The 17,677-nt window shown below is 73.0% G+C and carries 17 protein-coding genes; 6 read left to right on the forward strand and 11 right to left on the reverse strand.

Annotated features, from left to right (window positions below; translation table 11 throughout):
- Nucleotides 1-29: 29 nt before the first annotated feature.
- The 3 genes from ABD067_RS02175 (at nucleotide 30) to ABD067_RS02185 (ending at nucleotide 2,156) form a co-directional block, all read left to right on the forward strand.
- A complete protein-coding gene (locus tag ABD067_RS02175) occupies nucleotides 30-314 on the forward strand; it encodes a DUF6476 family protein (protein WP_343893505.1) in 285 nt (94 codons plus the stop codon).
- 16 nt (nucleotides 315-330) lie between these two features.
- The gene (locus ABD067_RS02180) at nucleotides 331-525 is read left to right on the forward strand and encodes a DUF2256 domain-containing protein (protein ID WP_343893506.1); all 195 of its coding nucleotides are present in this window, start codon (nucleotides 331-333) and stop codon (nucleotides 523-525) included.
- A gap of 236 nt (nucleotides 526-761) precedes the next feature.
- A complete protein-coding gene (locus tag ABD067_RS02185) occupies nucleotides 762-2,156 on the forward strand; it encodes a carbohydrate porin (protein WP_343893507.1) in 1,395 nt (464 codons plus the stop codon).
- 11 nt (nucleotides 2,157-2,167) lie between these two features.
- On the opposite strand, the gene ABD067_RS02190 is transcribed toward ABD067_RS02185, so the two are convergent.
- The 9 genes from ABD067_RS02190 to ABD067_RS02230 all read right to left on the reverse strand — a co-directional run bounded on the left by ABD067_RS02190 (nucleotide 2,168) and on the right by ABD067_RS02230 (nucleotide 13,250).
- The gene (locus ABD067_RS02190; RefSeq protein WP_343893508.1) at nucleotides 2,168-3,892 is read right to left on the reverse strand and encodes an NAD(P)/FAD-dependent oxidoreductase; all 1,725 of its coding nucleotides are present in this window, start codon (nucleotides 3,890-3,892) and stop codon (nucleotides 2,168-2,170) included.
- A gap of 155 nt (nucleotides 3,893-4,047) precedes the next feature.
- Nucleotides 4,048-5,973, reverse strand: a complete 1,926-nt coding sequence (gene thrS / locus ABD067_RS02195) for a threonine--tRNA ligase (RefSeq protein WP_343893509.1) — start codon at nucleotides 5,971-5,973, stop codon at nucleotides 4,048-4,050.
- A 69-nt stretch (nucleotides 5,974-6,042) separates the two neighbouring features.
- Nucleotides 6,043-6,978, reverse strand: coding sequence for a glycosyltransferase family 9 protein (locus tag ABD067_RS02200; RefSeq protein WP_343893653.1), 936 nt, complete (start codon nucleotides 6,976-6,978; stop codon nucleotides 6,043-6,045).
- A gap of 71 nt (nucleotides 6,979-7,049) precedes the next feature.
- Nucleotides 7,050-8,162 carry a glycosyltransferase family 4 protein gene (locus ABD067_RS02205; protein WP_343893510.1) on the reverse strand — a complete coding sequence of 371 codons (1,113 nt, stop codon included), beginning with the start codon at nucleotides 8,160-8,162 and terminating at the stop codon, nucleotides 7,050-7,052.
- Nucleotides 8,159-9,223 carry an Ldh family oxidoreductase gene (locus tag ABD067_RS02210; RefSeq protein ID WP_343893511.1) on the reverse strand — a complete coding sequence of 355 codons (1,065 nt, stop codon included), beginning with the start codon at nucleotides 9,221-9,223 and terminating at the stop codon, nucleotides 8,159-8,161. The genes ABD067_RS02205 and ABD067_RS02210 overlap by 4 nt, the downstream gene beginning before the upstream one ends.
- A gap of 31 nt (nucleotides 9,224-9,254) precedes the next feature.
- Entirely contained in the window at nucleotides 9,255-10,103 is an 849-nt protein-coding gene (locus ABD067_RS02215; RefSeq protein ID WP_343893512.1) for an SDR family oxidoreductase, read from the reverse strand.
- A 68-nt stretch (nucleotides 10,104-10,171) separates the two neighbouring features.
- A complete protein-coding gene (locus ABD067_RS02220; protein ID WP_343893513.1) occupies nucleotides 10,172-10,990 on the reverse strand; it encodes a carbohydrate ABC transporter permease in 819 nt (272 codons plus the stop codon).
- Nucleotides 10,987-11,916, reverse strand: a complete 930-nt coding sequence (locus tag ABD067_RS02225; protein ID WP_343893514.1) for a carbohydrate ABC transporter permease — start codon at nucleotides 11,914-11,916, stop codon at nucleotides 10,987-10,989. Before ABD067_RS02225 ends, ABD067_RS02220 begins: the two co-directional genes overlap by 4 nt.
- Entirely contained in the window at nucleotides 11,916-13,250 is a 1,335-nt protein-coding gene (locus ABD067_RS02230) for an ABC transporter substrate-binding protein (RefSeq protein ID WP_343893516.1), read from the reverse strand. The genes ABD067_RS02225 and ABD067_RS02230 overlap by 1 nt, the downstream gene beginning before the upstream one ends.
- Nucleotides 13,251-13,402: 152 nt before the next feature.
- On the opposite strand from ABD067_RS02230, the gene ABD067_RS02235 reads away from it, so the two are divergent.
- Nucleotides 13,403-14,536, forward strand: coding sequence for a fumarylacetoacetate hydrolase family protein (locus ABD067_RS02235; protein ID WP_343893517.1), 1,134 nt, complete (start codon nucleotides 13,403-13,405; stop codon nucleotides 14,534-14,536).
- The gene (locus ABD067_RS02240; protein ID WP_343893518.1) at nucleotides 14,533-15,303 is read left to right on the forward strand and encodes an alpha/beta hydrolase; all 771 of its coding nucleotides are present in this window, start codon (nucleotides 14,533-14,535) and stop codon (nucleotides 15,301-15,303) included. Before ABD067_RS02235 ends, ABD067_RS02240 begins: the two co-directional genes overlap by 4 nt.
- On the opposite strand, the gene ABD067_RS02245 is transcribed toward ABD067_RS02240, so the two are convergent.
- On the reverse strand, nucleotides 15,259-16,152 hold the full coding sequence (locus ABD067_RS02245) for a Rossmann-fold NAD(P)-binding domain-containing protein (protein ID WP_343893519.1): 894 nt from the start codon (nucleotides 16,150-16,152) through the stop codon (nucleotides 15,259-15,261). The two genes, ABD067_RS02240 and ABD067_RS02245, sit on opposite strands and share 45 nt — an antisense overlap.
- Before the next feature lie 47 nt (nucleotides 16,153-16,199).
- On the opposite strand from ABD067_RS02245, the gene ABD067_RS02250 reads away from it, so the two are divergent.
- A complete protein-coding gene (locus tag ABD067_RS02250; protein WP_343893520.1) occupies nucleotides 16,200-16,988 on the forward strand; it encodes a tetratricopeptide repeat protein in 789 nt (262 codons plus the stop codon).
- A gap of 16 nt (nucleotides 16,989-17,004) precedes the next feature.
- On the opposite strand, the gene ABD067_RS02255 is transcribed toward ABD067_RS02250, so the two are convergent.
- Entirely contained in the window at nucleotides 17,005-17,673 is a 669-nt protein-coding gene (locus ABD067_RS02255) for a glutathione S-transferase family protein (RefSeq protein ID WP_343893521.1), read from the reverse strand.
- Nucleotides 17,674-17,677 lie beyond the last annotated feature (4 nt).

Consider the following 17,677-nt stretch of genomic DNA (forward strand, 5'->3'; position numbering starts at 1 on the left):
CGGAATTGGGCGGCGTTGGAGGGGTTTCGGTGCGGGCGCTCAAGGCTCTGGTGATCGGGATGGGGGTGCTGATCGTGGCCGGCACCGTGACCCTGGTGGCGGTGATCGTCCAGCGCGCCGGCGGCGTCGCCGGCGGCGGGGCGGCGCGACTCGAGCTGGCGCTGGACCAGCCGGAGGGGTCGCGCATCGCCGGCGTCGCCGCGGTGGAGGGCGGCGCGCTCGGCGTTTGGGTGCAGCGGCCGGACGGGGACCGCGTGGTGCTGGTGGACACGCGCCGCGGGCGGGTGGCCGGCGAGATCCGGTTGGGGCGCTGAGGGGCCGGTCGGCGCCGTGGCGCACCGCAAACCGAACCTGCCGGAAAAGACCTGCGCGGCGTGCGGGCGGCCCTTCGCGTGGCGGAAGAAGTGGGCGCGGGATTGGGAGAACGTGCGCTACTGCTCCGACGCTTGCCGGGAGGGGCGGCATCCGAAGGCGGGAGCGGCGCGCCGGGGCGGCGCCAGGGGCGCCGGCCCGGGGAGCGGGTGAGCCGGCGCGCTGGTGACCGCGGCGGCAGGGTTGGGTGCGCGCCAGGCCGCCATATCGCACGCCCGGTCCGGTCGCCAGCGCGGGGCGGCTCGGCGTCGGCGTTCCGTTGTCCACGCGCGGGGGCGGCCTCGCTCGGCGCGCCTGAGGGCCACCGCAGGCCGCAATCACCACCGTCCCAAGCATGACGCGGCCCACCTTTCCCGGTATGGGCGCCCCCCCAACCACCGGACGTCCGAATGCGCCGCCCATCCCGTGCAGCCACCCTTTTCCTGGCGCTCCTCGGCCTCGCCGCGGCGGCCGGCCCCGCCTCCGCGCAGGGCTTCGGCAGCCCCGGCGTCCAGAACATCGGGCCGCCATCGGACGCGCTGTTCCCCGATCTGGCCGCGTTGCAGGACCGATTGGAGGAGCAGGGTTGGCTCTTGCGGGGACAGGCCACCTTCATCTGGCAGGGGCATCCTCGATTCCGCTCGCCCTACCGGGGCGAAGGCAGCCTCAGCCCGGCGCCCAACGCGCGGAACACCTTCTCCTCCGACCTCGTGGTGGGGCGGAAGCTCTGGCCCGGCGCAGAGGCGGTGATCGACGCTTCCGTCACGCGCGGCTTCGGCCTGTCGAATTCGACGGGCGTGGCGGCGTTCCCGAACAATGAAGCGTTCCGCCTCGGCTCCACCGAGCCGGCCTTCTTCGTGCCGCGCGCCTTCGTGCGGCAGACGATCGGCCTGTCGGGCGACACCGGCCCGATCGACTACGACGCGCTGCGCTTCAACGAGAGGCTGCCGCGCGAGCGGCTGACGATCACCGCCGGCAAGTTCTCCGTCTGGGACATCTTCGACGACAACCGCTACGCCCACGACGCGCGGACGCAGTTCCTCAATTGGGCGCACGTCGGCGCCGGCGCCTTCGACTTCGCGGCGGACGCGCGGGGGTGGACCTACGGCGTGGCGGTGGAGTGGGAGAACGGCGCCTGGGGCGTGCGCGGCGGCGCGTTCCAGGTGTCGCGGCGGGTGAACGGGCTGTTCATGGACCCGGGGCTGACGCGGGCTTGGCAGCTCCTCGGGCAGGTGGACCGCTTCTACGACATCGGCGGGCGGCCGGGCGCGGCGCGGGTGATCTACGGCCTGTCGCGCACGCGGCAGTCCACCTGGGGCGAGCTGTTCGAGAACGGGTTCGAGACATTCGACAAGAACCCGGGCGGCTACCGCTTGAAGCGGATGCTGGCGCTGAACGTCGAGCAGGAGTTGACGGACGACCTCGGCGCCTTCGCGCGGCTCTCCTGGAACGACGGGCGGACGCAGAACTGGATGTTCACGGAGATGGACCGGGCGGTTTCGGCGGGGCTTTCGCTCCGCGGGCTGCGCTGGGACCGGCCCGGGGACACGGTGGGGCTGGCGGCGAACGTCGGCTGGATCTCGGAAGGGCGGCGGCGCTACCTGGAGGCGGGCGGCATCGGCTTCATCACCGGAGACGGGCGGCTCTCCTACGGGCCGGAGTGGGTGACGGAGGCCTACTACGACGCGCGGGTGGCGCCCGGGCTGAACGTGGCGCTGAACTACCAGCTCGTGGTGAACCCGGCCTACAACAACGACCGCGGGCCGGTGAACATCTTCGCGGTGCGGCTGCGGACGGCCTTTTGAGGCAGGCGCCGTCAGGCCAACACGCCGGCCTCGCGCGCCTTGATCTGGAGGGCCAAGTACTTCGAGTAGATGCGGCACTGGGCGAGGCTGCCGGCGGTGAACCAGAGCCCTTCCTGCGCCGTGGGCCGCCACATGTTGCGGAGTTCGCCGCCGTCGTCGAAGCCCCAGACCGGGCCGATTCGGTCGGCCACCTCGTCGCCGAGGGAGGCGCGGACGACCTCCTGCTGGTTCTCGTAGCCGGTGGCGAGCACCAGAAGCTCGCCCGGGACGGCACGGCCGTCCCGGAGCAACGCGCCTTCCGGGACGAAGCGCTCGATGTCACGGTATTGCAGCAGGCCGACCTCGCCTCCAGCGACCAGGTCGGAGCAGCCGACGTTGAAGTAGTACCCGCCGCCGCGGCGGAGGTACATCATCTGGAAGCCGGTGTCGTCCTCGCCGAAGGTCAGGCGGAAGCCGCGCGCTTCCAGGGCGTCGAGCAGCGGCTTGTCGGCTTCGCGCGAGGCGGCGGTGGAGAGTTGGTAGGACCGCTTCAGGACCGGGTAGGGGAACGAGGTCGCCAGCAGGTCGCAATCCTCCATCGGCGGCCCTTCGGAGTAGATGGCGTAGACCCGCTGCGCTTCCTTGATGCCGACGATGTAGGTGGGGCTGCGCTGGACCAGCGACACTTCCGCGCCGCTGGCGTGGAGGTCCTGGGCGACGTCGTGGCCGCTGTTGCCGGTGCCGAGCACCAAGGCGCGGCGGCCCTTCCAGGCCGCGCCGTTCGTGTAGGCGCCCGAGTGCATCACCGTGCCGGCGAAGGAGTCAAGGCCGGGCAGTTTCGGCGTTCGCGGGATGCTGCTCACGCCGGTTGCGAAAACGAGGTGGCGGGGGCGCATGGTCCGCTCGGTGCCGTCCACGCGGCGGAGCGTGACGCGCCAGCGCCGCTCGGCCTCGTCGTAGGCGCCGCCGGCGAGTTCCGTGCCGGTCCAGACGTTCAGCTCCAGGCTCTCGGCGTAGGCCTCGAACCAGTTCGCCAGCTTGTCCTTCGGGATGAAGACCGGCCAAGTCGGCGGGAAGGGCATGTACGGCAGGTGGTTGACGTGCACCTCGTTGTGCAGCGTGAGAGAGTGGTAGCGCTTGCGCCAGTTGTCGCCGACGCGCGCTTGGCGGTCGATGACGAGGGTGTCCACGCCGAGCGCGCCAAGACGGGCTGCGACCGAGAGCCCCGCCTGGCCGGCGCCGACCACGATGACGGCGGGGTCGCGGTCGGCGTAGGCGTGGGCCTTCCCGCGCTTGTCCAGCCAGTTGTCGCCGCCGAAGTCGCGCGAGTAGTCCGGCTCGGCGGGTCGGGGTGTCCCGCTCCCCTCCCCTTGCCCCCGCAGCCCGGCCAGGGCCGTCAGCAGCGTCCAGGCGCGCGCGCCTGCTGGCGCGAAGGGATCGGGCACCAGGCGCAGGACGCCTTCAGCGGGGCCGGACGCGGTGTCGAAGGCGAAAAACGCTTCGGTGGCTTCGGTGCCGGCGCGGACGACCTTGCGCGGCGGCGTGCGGGCGGGGTGCGGGCGGAAGCCGGTGGGCTTCGCTTCCGCGAGCGTGCGGCGCAGCGCCTCCGCGATGGCTGCCGCGCCGGAGACGGTCTGGAGCCGCCACGTGAAGGCGAGCACGTCGCGCCAGTGGGCGTCGTCCAAGAACAAACCGGCCGCCGCAGGGGTGTCCTGCCGCGCGAGCGCGGCCCCGAAGGCTTCGAGCCAAGACGCCACGGCTCCTTGTCGCACCGGACCTTGATGATCAAAGCCGTCCATGGCGTCGCCCCTGCAAGCGGGTCGGGCCGGGCCGGCCTCGTCCGCGTGACCCGGGCATTGGATTTCCGTCTCCGCCGGGTGTCAACGGCCCGGCTTGCGGGCGCCGCGCGGGTTCAGCCCGGCGGCTTCGCTTCCTCCGCCAGCCGCGCCACCGCCTCGGCGAGCGGCAGCGTTTCCTGCTCGCGCCCGGGCAGGCGGCGGAGCACCACGCTGCGCTCCTCCGCTTCGCGCCTACCGATCACCGCCAGCACGGGGACGCGCTGGTCTATGTGGTCTACGACCTTGCGGTTGATCTTCTCGTTGCGGGTGTCGAGGTCCACCCGCAGGCCCACGGCCGCCATCGCCTCCGCCGCTTCGCGGGCGAAGGGCGCGGCTTCGTCCACGATGGTCGCCACCACGGCCTGCACCGGCGAGAGCCAGAGCGGGAAACGGCCGGCGTGCTGCTCGATCAGTATGCCCAGGAAGCGCTCGAAGGAGCCGAAGATGGCGCGGTGGAGCATCACCGGACGGCGGCGGCTGCCGTCCTCGGCGGTGTAGAGCGCGTCGAGGCGCTCCGGCAGGACGAAGTCAACCTGGAGCGTGCCACATTGCCAGTCGCGGCCGATGGCGTCGCGCAGCACGAACTCCAGCTTGGGGCCGTAGAAGGCGCCCTCCCCCGGGTTCAGCTCGTACTCCACGCCGGCGATGGCGCAGGCCTCGCGCAGCGCGCCTTCGGCTTGGTCCCACACGGCGTCCTCGCCGGCGCGCGTCGGCGGGCGGTCGGCGAACTTTACGCGGAACTCGGGGAAGCCGAGGTCGCGGTACACGGAGGAGAGCAGCGCCGTAAAACGCGCGGTCTCGTCGGCGATCTGGCCTTCCGTGCAGAAGATGTGGGCGTCGTCCTGGGTGAAGGCGCGGACGCGCATGATGCCGTGCAGCGCGCCGGAAGGCTCGTAGCGGTGGCAGGAGCCGAACTCCGCCATGCGGAGCGGCAGTTCGCGGTAGGAGCGGATGCCCTGGTTGAAGATCTGCACGTGGCAGGGGCAGTTCATCGGCTTCAGCGCGAGCACACGGTCCTTCTCGGATTCGTCCTCGACGGTGGCGACGAACATGTGCTCGCGGAACTTCTCCCAGTGGCCGCTCTCGACCCAAAGCTTGCGGTCCACGAGCTGGGGCGTGCGGACCTCCTGGTAGCCGGAGGCGTCCAGGCGGCGGCGCAGGTAGCTTTCGAGCGTGCGGTACAAGCGCCAGCCCTTGGGGTGCCAGAAGACGGAGCCGACCGCTTCCTCCTGGATGTGGAAGAGGTTCATCTCCTTGCCGATGCGGCGGTGGTCGCGGCGCTCCGCCTCCTCCAACTGGTGGAGGTGGGCGTCCAGCTCCTTCCGGTCGCGCCAAGCGGTGCCGTAGATGCGCGACAGGACGGGGTTGCGGTGGTCGCCGCGCCAATAGGCGCCGGCCACCTTCATCAGCTTGAAGGCGTCGCCGACGTCGCCCGTGGAGCGCATGTGCGGGCCGCGGCAAAGGTCCACCCACTCGCCCTGGCGGTAGAGGGTGATCTGCTCCGACGGCGGCAGGGCCTCGATCAGCTCGACCTTGAAGCGCTCGCCCTTGTTTTCGAACAGTTCAACGGCGGCGCTCCGCTCCACCGGCTCGCGGGTGAAAGCGGCGTTCCGCGCGATGATCTCGCGCATCCGCGCCTCGATCCGCGGGAAGTCCTCGGGGGTGAAGGGCTGTTCCCGGTGGAAGTCGTAGTAGAAGCCGTTCTCGATCGGCGGGCCGATCGTGACCTGGGTGCCGGGGAAGAGGTCCTGCACCGCCTCCGCCAGCACGTGCGCGGCGTCGTGGCGGATCAGCTCCAGCGCTTCCGGGTCCTTGCGGGTGACGAAGCGGACGGAGGCGTCGCGGTCCAGCACGGCGGCGAGGTCGGCGAGCTTGCCGTCCACGCTCATCGCCACGGCGGCCTTGGCGAGACCGGGGCCGATGGCGGCCGCCACCTCGGTGCCCGTCACCGGGCCGTCGAAGCGGCGCACGGATCCGTCGGGCAGGGTGATGGCGGGCATGGGTGGTCCTTCGCGTGTCGCGCTCTAGGTGGGAAAGGCGCGGACCATGGGCAACCGCGGACGGGGGCGTCAAGGCCGAGGCGGGTCCGGCACTCCAAAGCCTTCTTCGGCGAGCAGCCCTGCCAACGCGGCGCGCACCTCCGCCGCCCCAAGCTCCGCCAGCCGCGGATGGCGCAGCACCGCCACGGCCGGCCCGCGCGGGGCGCAGAGCGCCGGGTCGCTTTCGGCGCCGAACAGGGCGAGCGTGGGGCAGCCGGTGGCGGCGAGGAGGTGCATCGGGCCGGTGTCGTTGCCCACCGCGAAGGCGGCGCGGCGGCCGAGGGCGCCGATGGCGGCGAAGTCGGTGCGGCCGGTGAGGTCGAGCGTGTCGGGCGCGCGCTCCTTGATGGCGGCGGCGAGCGGCGTTTCGGCCGGGCCGCCGATCACCACGGCGGGCAGGCCGAGGCCGGCGGCGAGTTCGCCGTAGCGCTCGGCGGGCCAGCGCTTGGCCGGACGTCCGGGCGAAGCGCCGGGCACCAGCAGGGCGAAGCGCGGCGGCAGGGCGAAGGCGGAGAGGTCGGCGTCGAGCCAGTCCAGTTCCGGCGGCGGGAAATGGCGGATGCCGGCCATCTCCAACTGCTCGCGCTGGCGCTCCACCGTGTGCATGGCGTCGCGGCCGGGGTTGGCGTGGGGGTGGCTGGCGCCGGGGGCGATGCCGGACCACTCGGCGCGCGGGCCGACCAGCAGCCGGTAGCGGGAGGAGCGGCGGGAGGTCTGGAGGTCGTAGACGCGGGCGAAGCCGGCGGCGCGCAGGCGTCGGGCCAAGTGCCACCACGCGGCCGGGTCGCGCCAGGAGGGGCGGCCATCGCTCCACACGGCGTCGAACCAGGGGCTGCGGCGGGCGAGGTCGGCGTAGGGCGGCGTGGTCAGCAGGGTGATGGCGGCGTCCGGGTGGTGGACGCGGATGGCGGCGAAGGGGCCGAAGGCCTGCACGAAGTCGCCAAGGGCGGCGAGCTTGATCACCAGGACGCGCGGGCGACCGGTGGCGCCCCGCTGCGCGGACGCCGGGGCCGGTCCGGCGTTCTGGTTGAGCGCGTTCACGGCAGTTCCCGGTACACCGCCAGGGTCGCTTCCTGCATGGCGCGGGTGGTGTAGCGCGCCAGCACCGCCGCGCGCGCCCTTTCGCCCATCGCGGTGCGCTCGGCGGCGGGGAGCGTGAGGGCGCGGGCTATGGCGGCTGCCAGGGCGTCCGGGTCGCCGGGTGGCACGCGCCAGCCGGTGACGCCCTCCTCCACGGTTTCGCGCGGGGCGCCGAGGTCGGAGGCGATCACCGGGCGGGCCATGGCTTGCGCCTCGACCACGGTGCGGCCGAAGGCTTCCGGGTCGGTGGAGGCGTGGACCACCGCGTCGGCGAGCAGCAGCGCCGCGGGCATGTCCTCGGCGTGGCCGCAGAGGCGCAACCGGCCGCCGAGGCCCAGTTCGGCGATGCGGGTTTCGAGCGTCTGGCGCAGCCCCCCCTCGCCCACCAACAGCGCTAGCGCATCGCCGGGCAGCCGGGCCATGGCGTCGAGGAGCACGGTTTGGCCCTTCCAGCGCGTGAGCCGGCCGGGGAGCATGACCACCGGGCGGCCTTCGGGCACGCCCCACGCTTCTCGCAGCGCGGCGACGCGCGAAGGCTCCACCTTGGCGGGGTTGAAGCGGCGCTCGTCCACGCCGCGGGGGATGACGCGCAGCCGCGCCGGGTCGGTGCCGTGGCGGGCGCGGATGTGCTCGGCGATGAAGCCGCTGATGGCGATGACGCGTTCGCCCCTGGCCATGACGGAGTTGTAGAGCCGCTTGCCCGGAAAGCCCTCGTTGTAGGTGCCGTGGTAGGTGGTGACGAAGTGCGCGCCGGTGCGCCGCGCCGCCAGCAGCGCCGCCCAGGCGGGGGCGCGGGAGCGGGCGTGGAGGATGGAGACGCCCTCCGCGCGCGCCAGTTCGGCCAGCGCAGCGGCGTTGCGCCAGACGCCGAGGGGCGATTTGCGGCCGAGCGGCAGCGTGAAATGCCGGGCGCCGAGCCGTTCCAGCGGCTCGACCAGCGGCCCGCCGGCGGAGGCGACCAGCGCGCGCCAGCCGGCGCCGACCAGCGCTTCGGCGATCTCCAGTGTGCCGCGCTCCACGCCGCCGGACACCAGGGCCGGCAGCACCTGGAGGACGGTGGGGGCGGTCAAAGCGGTTCGGGCGGGGCGATGCCGGCGCGGGCGGCGCGCTCCCGCAGCGGGGGCATGATGGAGGGGTGCAGGGCGACGCCTTTGGCCAGCGCCTCCGCGCGGCGCCGCCAACCGCGCTCGCCGGGGAGACGCGGGGCGTCGCCGCCGGGGACGGGCGGGTTGGCGTGGACTGCCTGCTCCATCCAGCCGGTCTCGCGCAGAAAGGCGTCGCGGCCGCCGAAGCGCGCGGGGTCGAGCACCAGCACCAGCACGGAAGCGCCCCAGCCGGTGGGCGCGTCGGCGCGGCCGTGGCCGGCGAGGGCGCTGGTGAGCGCCTCCACCAGGAGGCCGAGGGCGCTGCCCTTGTGCCCGGCCGCTTCGCCGCCGAGCGGGAGCAGGGTGCCGGCGGGGTCGGTAAAGAAGGCGTGGGGGTCGTCCGTCGGATCGCCTTCGGCGTCCAGCAGCGCGGGGCGCGGGAAGCGCGTGCCCTCGGCGCGGCGGCGCGCGGTCATGGCGTTGGTGGTGATGGACATGGACACGTCGAGCATCACCGGCCCGCCCGGCGAAGGCCATCCGGCGGCGATAGGGTTCGGCGTGAAGAGGCGCCGGGTGCCGCCCCAGGGCGCGACGGAGGCGGTGGCGGGGTCGGAGGTGAAGATCAGCAATGCTTGTCCCCGCTCTACCACGCGCGGCAGGTAGGCGGCGAGGCAGGCGATGTGGTGCGAGCGGCGGATGGCGACGGCGGAAATGCCGAGTTCGGCGGCGCGGGCGGAGGCGAGGTCGGCGGCGCGGCGCACCAGCCAGGGGCCGGGCAGCTTGCGGCCGTCCCAGGTCTCGGCGACCGGCGTGCCGGCGACCACCTTCGGCTCCCCCTGCCCCCGCATGTCGCCGCTCGCCAGCGCGTCGAGGTAGGGGCCGAGTTGCGCTAGGCCGTGGGTGTCGTGGCCGAGCAGGTCGCCTTCCACCAGGATCTCGGCGACCGTGGCGGCCTTCTCCGCCTCCATGCCGCTGGACTCGAACAGCACGGCGGCGAAGCGGCGGAGGGCAGCGGCGGCGTAACGGTCCGGGGGCGGCGTCGTCATGCGCGGGCTATCGGGCGGGCCTGCGGCGGCGTCAACGCCAGACGGCGGCGTGGTCCTCGGCGAAGGCGCGGAGCGTGGTCGGCGGGCGGCCGATCAGCCGTCGCAGGTCCGGCGTGGTGCCGGAGGCCAGCCCGAGCCGGGCGATGGTGTAAACGCCGGTCATGACCAAGCCGAGGGACAAGGGGCGGCCGGTGGCGCGGACGTGGCGGAGGAAGGCGAGGACGCCGGGGTTGCGGTAGGCCACGGGGCGGCCGATCGTCTCCGACAGCACGGCGGCGGCTTCGTAGAGGTCGAGTTCCTCGGCGCCGGTGAGCGGGTAGGCGCGGCGTTCGTGCCCTTGCCCGGTCAGCACCTCCGCCGCCGCTTCGGCGACGTCGCGCGCGTCCACGAAGCTGGTGCGGCCGCGGCCGGCGGGCGCCCAGAGTTCGCCTCGGCGGATGTCGTCCCGGTGGACGGTGGCGAAGTTCTGCATCCAGTCGTTTGGGCGGAGGTGGGTCCAGGCGAGGCCGGAGCGCTCCAGCAGCTTCTCGATGCGGCGGTGGGGCAGCAGCGGGTTCCGCTCCGCGCCGCGCACGGACAGGAAGACCACGCGCTCCACGTCGGCTTGCAGCATGGCGAGGAGGAACGGGTCGAAGTCGCGCCTGATGTCGGCGAGGCGCGGCGGGCGCAGGAGGAACACGCGGTCCACGCCGCGGAGCGCTTCGGGAAAGCCGGAGGGGTCGTGGAAGTCGAAGCGGACGCGCTCCAGCGCTCCGGCGCCCTCGACGAGGCGGTACGGATCGCGGAGTGCCAAGCGCGCCGGGGCGCCGCTTCCGGCGAGCCGTTTGGCTATCTCGCGGCCGAGCGTGCCGCTGGCCCCGGTGAGCAGGATTGTGGACATGCTGCGCGGCGACTCCCGGCGTGTTCCGCCGGGCTTCTACGCGGCGGCGGGCCGCGGGATGCGCGAGGTCAGGCGCCTTTCACGCCGCCCGCGGTCAGGCCGGCCACGATCTGCTTCTGCGCCAGCAGGGTGAGCAGCAGCACCGGCAGCGTCACCAGCAGCGCGGCGGCGGAGAGCGGGCCCCAGGCGATCTGCTCGAAGGTCAGCATGTTGTTCACCGCGACCGGCAGGGTGCGCGTTTCGCGCCCGGCGAGCACCATGGCGAAGACGAAGTTGTTCCAGGAGAAGATGAAGGCGAGGATGGTCGCCACGGTGATGCCGGGCCGCGCCAATGGGAGCGCGACGTGGCGGAAGGCCTGCCAGATGGTGGCGCCGTCCACCAGCGCCGCCTCCTCCAGCTCGCCCGGCAAGCCTTCGAAAAAGGAGATCATCACCCAGACCACGATGGGCACGGTTATGACCAGGTGCGTGATGACGATGGGGAACAGCGTGCCCGTCAGCTCCAGCCACTGGAACAAGAGGAAGAGCGGGATGAGGTAGGAGAGGCCAGGGGTGATGCGCGCCACCAGGATCAGCGCCGCGGCGCGCACCGCCTGCATCTTGGCGATGCCGTAGCCGGCCGGGACGCCGACCGCGAGCGCCAGCAGCGTGGAGGAGACGGAGACCACCACGCTGTTCCAGGCATAGAGCAGGAAGTCGTTGCGGGCGAACACCTCGCGGTAGTTGTCCAGCGTCGGCGGGTCGGGGATGAAGACCGGCGGCCAGGCGGTGTTGTCCAGCTCGGTCTTGAGCGACAGCGAGAGCATCCACAGGAAGACCAGCACGGCCGGCGAGACCAGCACGAGCACGGCGAAGCCGAAGCCGAGGCGTTCGAGGAGGCGCCTCACGCGAGCTTCACCCGCTGGCGCGTCCAGAGCAGCAGCGCCGCCAACGCCATGATGATGGCGAAGAACACCACCACGACCGCGCTGGCGTAGCCCATGTTGTAGAAGGCGAAGGCTTGGAGGTAGAGGAAGATGTTGATGGTCTCGCTCGCCGAGCCCGGCCCGCCCTGGGTGATGACGTAGATGGTGTCGAAGGCCTTCAGCGCGTCGATGGTGCGGATGATGAGCGCCACCACGATGAAAGGCATCAGCAGCGGCAGGGTGACGTGTCGGAAGGCCTGCCAGGGCGTGGCGCCGTCGATCTTCGCGGCCTCGTAGGGATCCACCGGCAGAGCGGCGAGGCCGCCGAGCAGGAGCAGCATCACCAGCGGCGTCCAGTGCCACACCTCCACCATCACCAGGGTCGGGATGACGGTGTTGGCGCTGTAGACCCACATGGAGGGCGGCAGGCCGGCGGTGGTCAGCAGCCAGTTCAGCACGCCGAGCTGCGGGTGGAACATCATGGTCCAGACCAGGGCCACCGCGACCGGCGTCGCCATCATCGGCAGGATGAACACGGCCCGCGCGAGGCCGCGCAGCGGAAAGCGGCGGTGGAAGGCGAGCGCGGCGGCGAGGCCGAGCACGAGGGGGAACACCACGGCGAGCGCGGTGTAGAGCAGCGTCCGCAGCATCGCCCAGCCGAAGCGCGCGTCGCCGAACAACGCGGCGTAATTCGCCAGGCCGACCCAGCGCCGCTCGCCGCCGAGGCGCCAGTCGAAGGCGGAGACGTAGAGGGTGAAGGCCCAAGGGAAGACGATCACCGCCACCACAACGACGGCCGCCGGCACGATGAACCAAGCGTAGCGGCGGGCGTAGTTCCGCCGGCGGCGAGGGCGCGCGGCCTCCGCGGCCGGCGCGCCCGCGAGGGTCGCGGCGCCGCCAGAGGGCATCAGGTCTCGCGCTCGCTCTGCTCCAGCACCGGCCGGAACTCGGCGGTGGCGCGCTTCAGCTCCGCCGCCACGTCGGCGCCGGAGATGGTGTTGGTGAGCGCGGTGCCGACCACGTCGCGGAACTGCGTCACCGGCACGATCTCCGGGAGGCCGGCGCGGGCGATCTTGGAGCTGGCTTCCAAGGTCTGGAAGAATTCGCGCGGGAAATGGCTGCGGCCGATCGCCTCCTCGTTGCGGAAGGGCGAGGCCCGGGCCGGCACGCCGCGCCCGTCGGCCAGCATCCGGAGTTGCATGGGCTTGCTCAGCGCCCACTGGATGAAGAGCCACGCAGGCCCCTTCTTGCGCGAGGCTTCCGGGATGCCGTAGCCGGCGCCGAACAGGGCGCAGTGGTGTTCCGGCCCGGGGCCGCGCGGCACCAGGGCGTAGCCGACCTTGCCGGCGACGCGGGAGCGGGTGCGGTCCTCCAGGGGCGCGGCGAAGCCGATGCCGTCCACCCACATGGCGGCGCGGCCCTGCATGAAGGTGGTCTGGCACTCGTTCCAGTTGAAGCCTATGGAGCCGGGCGGCGAGACGTCGCGGAGGAACTTCCTGTAGGTCTCGCCGGCCCACACCGCGTCCGGCGTGTCGGTGATGAGCTGGCGGTTGGCGTCGATCATGTCGCGCTGGGGCGTGCCGAGCAGGTAGCTGGACCACAGCACGACGTTGGCGTTCTTGAGGCCGCGGCCGACGTGGCCGTGGACCTGCTTGGAGGCGTCGGTGAGGCGCTTCGCGGCTTCGAACATCTCGTCCCAGGTCTTGGGCACCTCGACGTTGCGGGCGGCGAGCAGTTCCTTGTTGTAGTAGAGGATGAAGTAGTCGGCGAAGGCCGGAAGGGTGTCCATGCGGCCATCGGCCTGCGTCGCGTACTTCACCATGCCCTCGCCGAAATCGGCGAAGTCGAAGTCGGGCGCCGTCAGGGCCGGGTCGGCGACCAGGGCTTTCACGTCCGCGCACCAGCGGGCCTTGCCGACCTGGCGCTTGTTCACGTGCAGGCTCACCTCCGTCACGTCGAAGGAGGGGCGGCCGGAAGCGAACTCCACGATGGTTTTCTGCCGGTGCTGCTGCTCCGGCACCACCTCCAGGCCGAGCTTGATGCCGGTGAGGTCCTCGAATTCCTTGCCCGCCTGCTGGAGGAGCTGGCCGCGGGGGGAGAGCTGCACCGTCACCTCGATGCGCTCGCCGCGGAAGCGGCGCCAGTCGAAGGCGCTCTGCGCGCCGGCCTTTTCGACGATGGCCGGCGCGGAAAGCAGCGCGGCGCCGCCCCCGAGCGCCGTCCGGCGCGTGATGCTCCGCATGGGCCGATCCTCCCGATCGCAGTGGCGGCGGGTTCGGCCCGCTTTGCCCGGTGGGGCGATCCTCCGCCGAAAGCGGCGGGCGCCGCAAGGGCTTCGCGCCGCCAAGCGCCGCGCCTAGAAAGGCGGGGCACCCGAAGCGGAGGGAACCGCCAATGCGCCTGGATGCCGGCATCCTGCCCGAAGACTGGGAGCGCAGCGCCTTCGCGGCCCGGCTGGACACGCCCGAAGGCCCCTGCGCCGTGGCGCTGCTCGACGGCAAAGCCTTCGACATGACGCCCGCCTTCGGGACGGTGAGCCGCTGGTTGAACGAGGCGGACCCGATCCGGGCCGTGCGGGCGCGCGGCGAGCCGATGGCGCTCGACCTGCCAGGGGAGGCGCTGGGGCGGCTGCTGGCGCCGGTGGACCTGCAAGCGGTGAAGGCCTGCGGCGTGACCTACGTGCGCTCCATGCTGGAGCGCGTCATCGAGGAGCGCTGCCGCGGCGACGCTTCCCGCGCCGATTCGGTGCGGGCGGAGGTGCGCGGCATCATCGGCGAGGACTTGGCCGCGGTGCAGCCGGGCGGCGCCAAGGCGATGCGGCTGAAGGCTGCGCTGGTGGAGAAGGGCTGGTGGAGCCAGTACCTGGAGGTCGGCATCGGCCCGGACGCCGAGATCTTCACCAAGTGCCAGCCGATGGCCGCGGTGGGCGCGGGCGCGGAGGTCGGCATCCACCCCGCGAGCGCCTGGAACAACCCGGAGCCCGAGGCGGTGCTGGCGGTGGGCGCGGACGGGCGCGTGAAGGGCGCCATGCTCGGCAACGACGTGAACCTGCGCGACGTGGAGGGGCGCTCGGCGCTGCTGCTCGGCCGCGCCAAGGACAACAACGCGGCCTGCGCGCTCGGCCCGATGCTGCGGCTGTTCGACGCCGGGTTCACGCTGGACGACGTGCGGCGCGCGGTCATCACCCTGACCATCGAAGGCGAGGACGGCTTCAGGCTGGAGGAGAGCGGCGAGGTCGGCGCCATCAGCCGCGACCCGGAGGAACTCGTGGCGCAGCTCATCGGGCCGCACCACCAGTACCCGGACGGGGCGGTGCTGTTCCTCGGCACGCCCTTCTCGCCGTCCAAGGACCGGGGCGCGCCGGGCCAGGGCTTCACGCACAAGCCGGGCGACGTGGTGCGGATCGCCTCGCCGCGGCTGGGCGCGCTGGTGAACAAGGTGATGCCGACGGACCGGTGCCCGTCCTGGAGCTTCGGCACCGGCGCGCTGTTCGAGAGCTTGGCCCGCCGCGGGCTGCCGCGCGCATGACGGGCGGCGGCGAGGAGGCGGGGCGGTTCGACCGCGGCGACGGGGTGGAGTTGGCGTGGCGGCGCCGAGCCGGGCGGGGCCCGGGTGTGGTGTTCCTCGGCGGCTTCAACAGCGACATGACCGGGACCAAGGCGGAGGAGTTGTCCGCCTTTTGCGCCGCGGAGGGCCGGGCCTTCCTGCGCTTCGACTACTCCGGGCATGGCGCCAGCGGCGGGCGCTTCGTGGACGGCACCATCGGGCGCTGGGCGGAAGACGCGACCTGCGCGTTCGACCGGCTGACGGAGGGGCCGCAGGTGCTGGTCGGCTCCTCCATGGGCGGGTGGATCGCGCTGCTGCTGGCGTTGCGCCGACCAGAGCGGGTCGCGGCGCTGGTCGGCATCGCGGCGGCGCCGGATTTCACGGCGCGGATGCGCGAGGAGCTGCCGGCCGAGGCGCGCGAGGCGATCGCGCGAGAGGGCGTTTGGCACCGGCCGAGCGCCTATGGAGACCCGTACCCCATCACCCGCGCGCTGATCGACGAGGGCGAGCGGCACATGCTGCTGCGAGGCGGCGGGCCGGTGCCGCTTTCCGCGCCGGTGCGGCTGCTGCACGGGCAGCGCGACCCGGACGTGCCTTGGGAGCTTTCGTTGCGCGTGGCCGAGGCAGTGGCGAGCGAGGACGTGCAAGTGGCGCTGGTGAAGGACGGCGACCACCGGCTGTCGCGGCCGCAGGACTTGGCGCTGCTACGCCGGACGCTCGCCGCGCTCTTCGCGGAGGATGGCGGCTAGGCCCTCCCGCCAGGTCCGGTGGCGCCAAGCAATGCCGAGCGCGGCCTTTGTGGCGACGTTGGAAACGCGGCGGTTCTCGCCCCAGAAGGAACGCGCCATCGGCGACATCCTGGGCCATGCCTCCCCGAAGAGCACGGCCGGGGGCGGCTCCACGCCGAGGAGGCGTGCCGCTTCCTCCACCACGACGGCGCTCTCGGCCGGCTCGTCGTCCACCAGGTGCAACACGCGGAGGCCGGGGGCGCGGTCCTGCCGCATGGCGGCGAGCACGGCGAGGGCGATGTCGTCGCGGTGGATGCGGCTGAAGGCGTGGCCGGGCTTGACCGTGCGCCGCGCCGTGCCTTCGCGCAGTTCGTCGAACACGCTGCGGCCGGGGCCGTAGATGCCGCCGGAGCGGAACAGGTCCACGGGCAGGCGGTCGGCGAAGGCGGCCCACTGCCCTTCGGCGGCGACGCGGCGGCGGGTGCGGTCCTGCATGGGCGTGGGCGGGGTCCGCTCGTCCACCCAGCCGCCGTCGTGGTCGCCGTAGACTCCGGTGGTGGAGACGTAGCCGATCCAGCGCAGGTCCGGCGCGGCGCGGACCGCGTCCCCGTGCGCGGCGAGCACCGGGTCGCCCGTCCCCTCGCCCGGTGCCGCGGTCGCCAGGAGGTGCGTGGCGGCGGCGATGGCGGGCCGGGCTTCGGCGAAGGGCACCACCTCCACGCCGGGCGCCGCCGATGAGCGGGCCGGGTCGCGGACGGTGCCGGTGACGCGCCATCCGGCCGCGGCGGCCTCGCGCGCCACCGCGGCGCCGGAGTACCCCAGGCCGGCCACGACCAAGCGCAAGGAGGTCGCTTCGTTCTGCGTTGCCATGGGGGATCATCTGGCGCGGGCGCTGGATGGTGGCTAGAGGCCCTCGCATGACGCCGCCCCGCCCCGCCGTGACCGTTGCCGCCGCCGCTTTGCTCGGCCTGCTCTGGTGCGGGCCGGGCGGGGCGTCCGGGCAATCGGCGCGGTTCGGCGGCGGGCCGGACCACGAGCGCTGCTTCGGCCTGCTGCGGACGGACCCGGAGGACGCGCGGTTCTTCGCCGATGGGTGGGAAGCCGCGGGCGGCGGCGACGGGGCGCGGCACTGCGCCGCCCTGGCTTTGCTGGCGCTGGGCGAAACGGAGCGCGGCGCTGAGCGGCTGGAGGATCTGGCGCGCCGCAGCGAGGCGGACGCGGCCGCGCGCGCCGCCGTCTTCGCCGAGGCGGGGAACGCTTGGATGCTGGCGGGCGACGCCGACCGGGCCTACGCGGCGGCGACCATGGCGTTGACCCTGGCGCCGGACGACCCGGCCCTGGTGCTGGACCGCGCCCTCGCCCTGGGCGCGATGGAACGCTACGCCGAGGCGTTGGAGGACCTGGACCGGGCGGTGGCGCTCGATCCGTCCCGCATCGATGCCTGGGTGCTGCGGGGCGCGGCGAAGCGCCAGCTCGGCCGGGCGGCGGAGGCGGAGCGCGACGTGGCCCACGCGCTTTCCCTCGCGCCCGACAACGCGGAGGCTTTGCTGGAGCGCGCGGCCCTGCGCCGGGCCAAGGGCGACGTCCGGGGCGCCCGCGCGGACTGGGAGCGCGCCATGCGGATGGCCACCGACTCCGAAACGGCGGACCTGGCGCGGCGGAACCTCGAACTCAATCCCTTGCCGCCGCAGCGGCGGCAGCGCTGACGCCGCAGGTGGCGGTTCAGAAATCCGGGTCGTCGTAGTGGGCCGGCGGCTCCAGACCGCTGACCCGCTCGGCCAGCAGTGCGCGGAAGCTCGGGCGCGACTTCATGCGGGCGTACCACTGCTTCGCGGACTCGTTCTGAGACCAGTCCACGTCGCCGATGTAGTCCAGGGCCGAAAGGTGCCCGGCGGCGGCGAAGTCGGCCAAGCTGATGCGCGGCCCGGCCAGCCAAGGGCGCGTCTCGGCCAGCCAGCCGAGGTATTCGAGATGCGGGCGCATGTTGGCGTAGCCGACACGGATGGCGGAGGCATCGGGGTTGCCGCGGCCGAGCAGGCGCTTGAGCTGCTTCTCGTACAGGAGGTGGCTGGTCACCTCGGCGGCGAACTTGCCGTCGAACCAGGCGACCAAGCGGCGCACCTCGGCGCGCTCGGCCAGCGTGCGGCCGAAGAGGCCGGTGTCGGGATAGGCCTCCTCCAGGTACTCGCAAATGGCGTAGCTGTCGGCGACGGCGAGGCCGTTCTCTTCCCGCAACACCGGTACGGTGCAGGCGGGGTTCATCTCCAGGAAGGCGTCGCGGCGCTCCCAGATGCGCTCCATCCGCAACTCGAACGGTATCCCCTTCTCGGCCATGGCGAGCCGGACCTTGCGGGAATAGGGCGAGAGGGGGAGGTGGAAGAGGACGCGCACGGGC

This window comes from Craurococcus roseus (assembly GCF_039523795.1).
Lineage (GTDB): Bacteria > Pseudomonadota > Alphaproteobacteria > Acetobacterales > Acetobacteraceae > Craurococcus > Craurococcus roseus.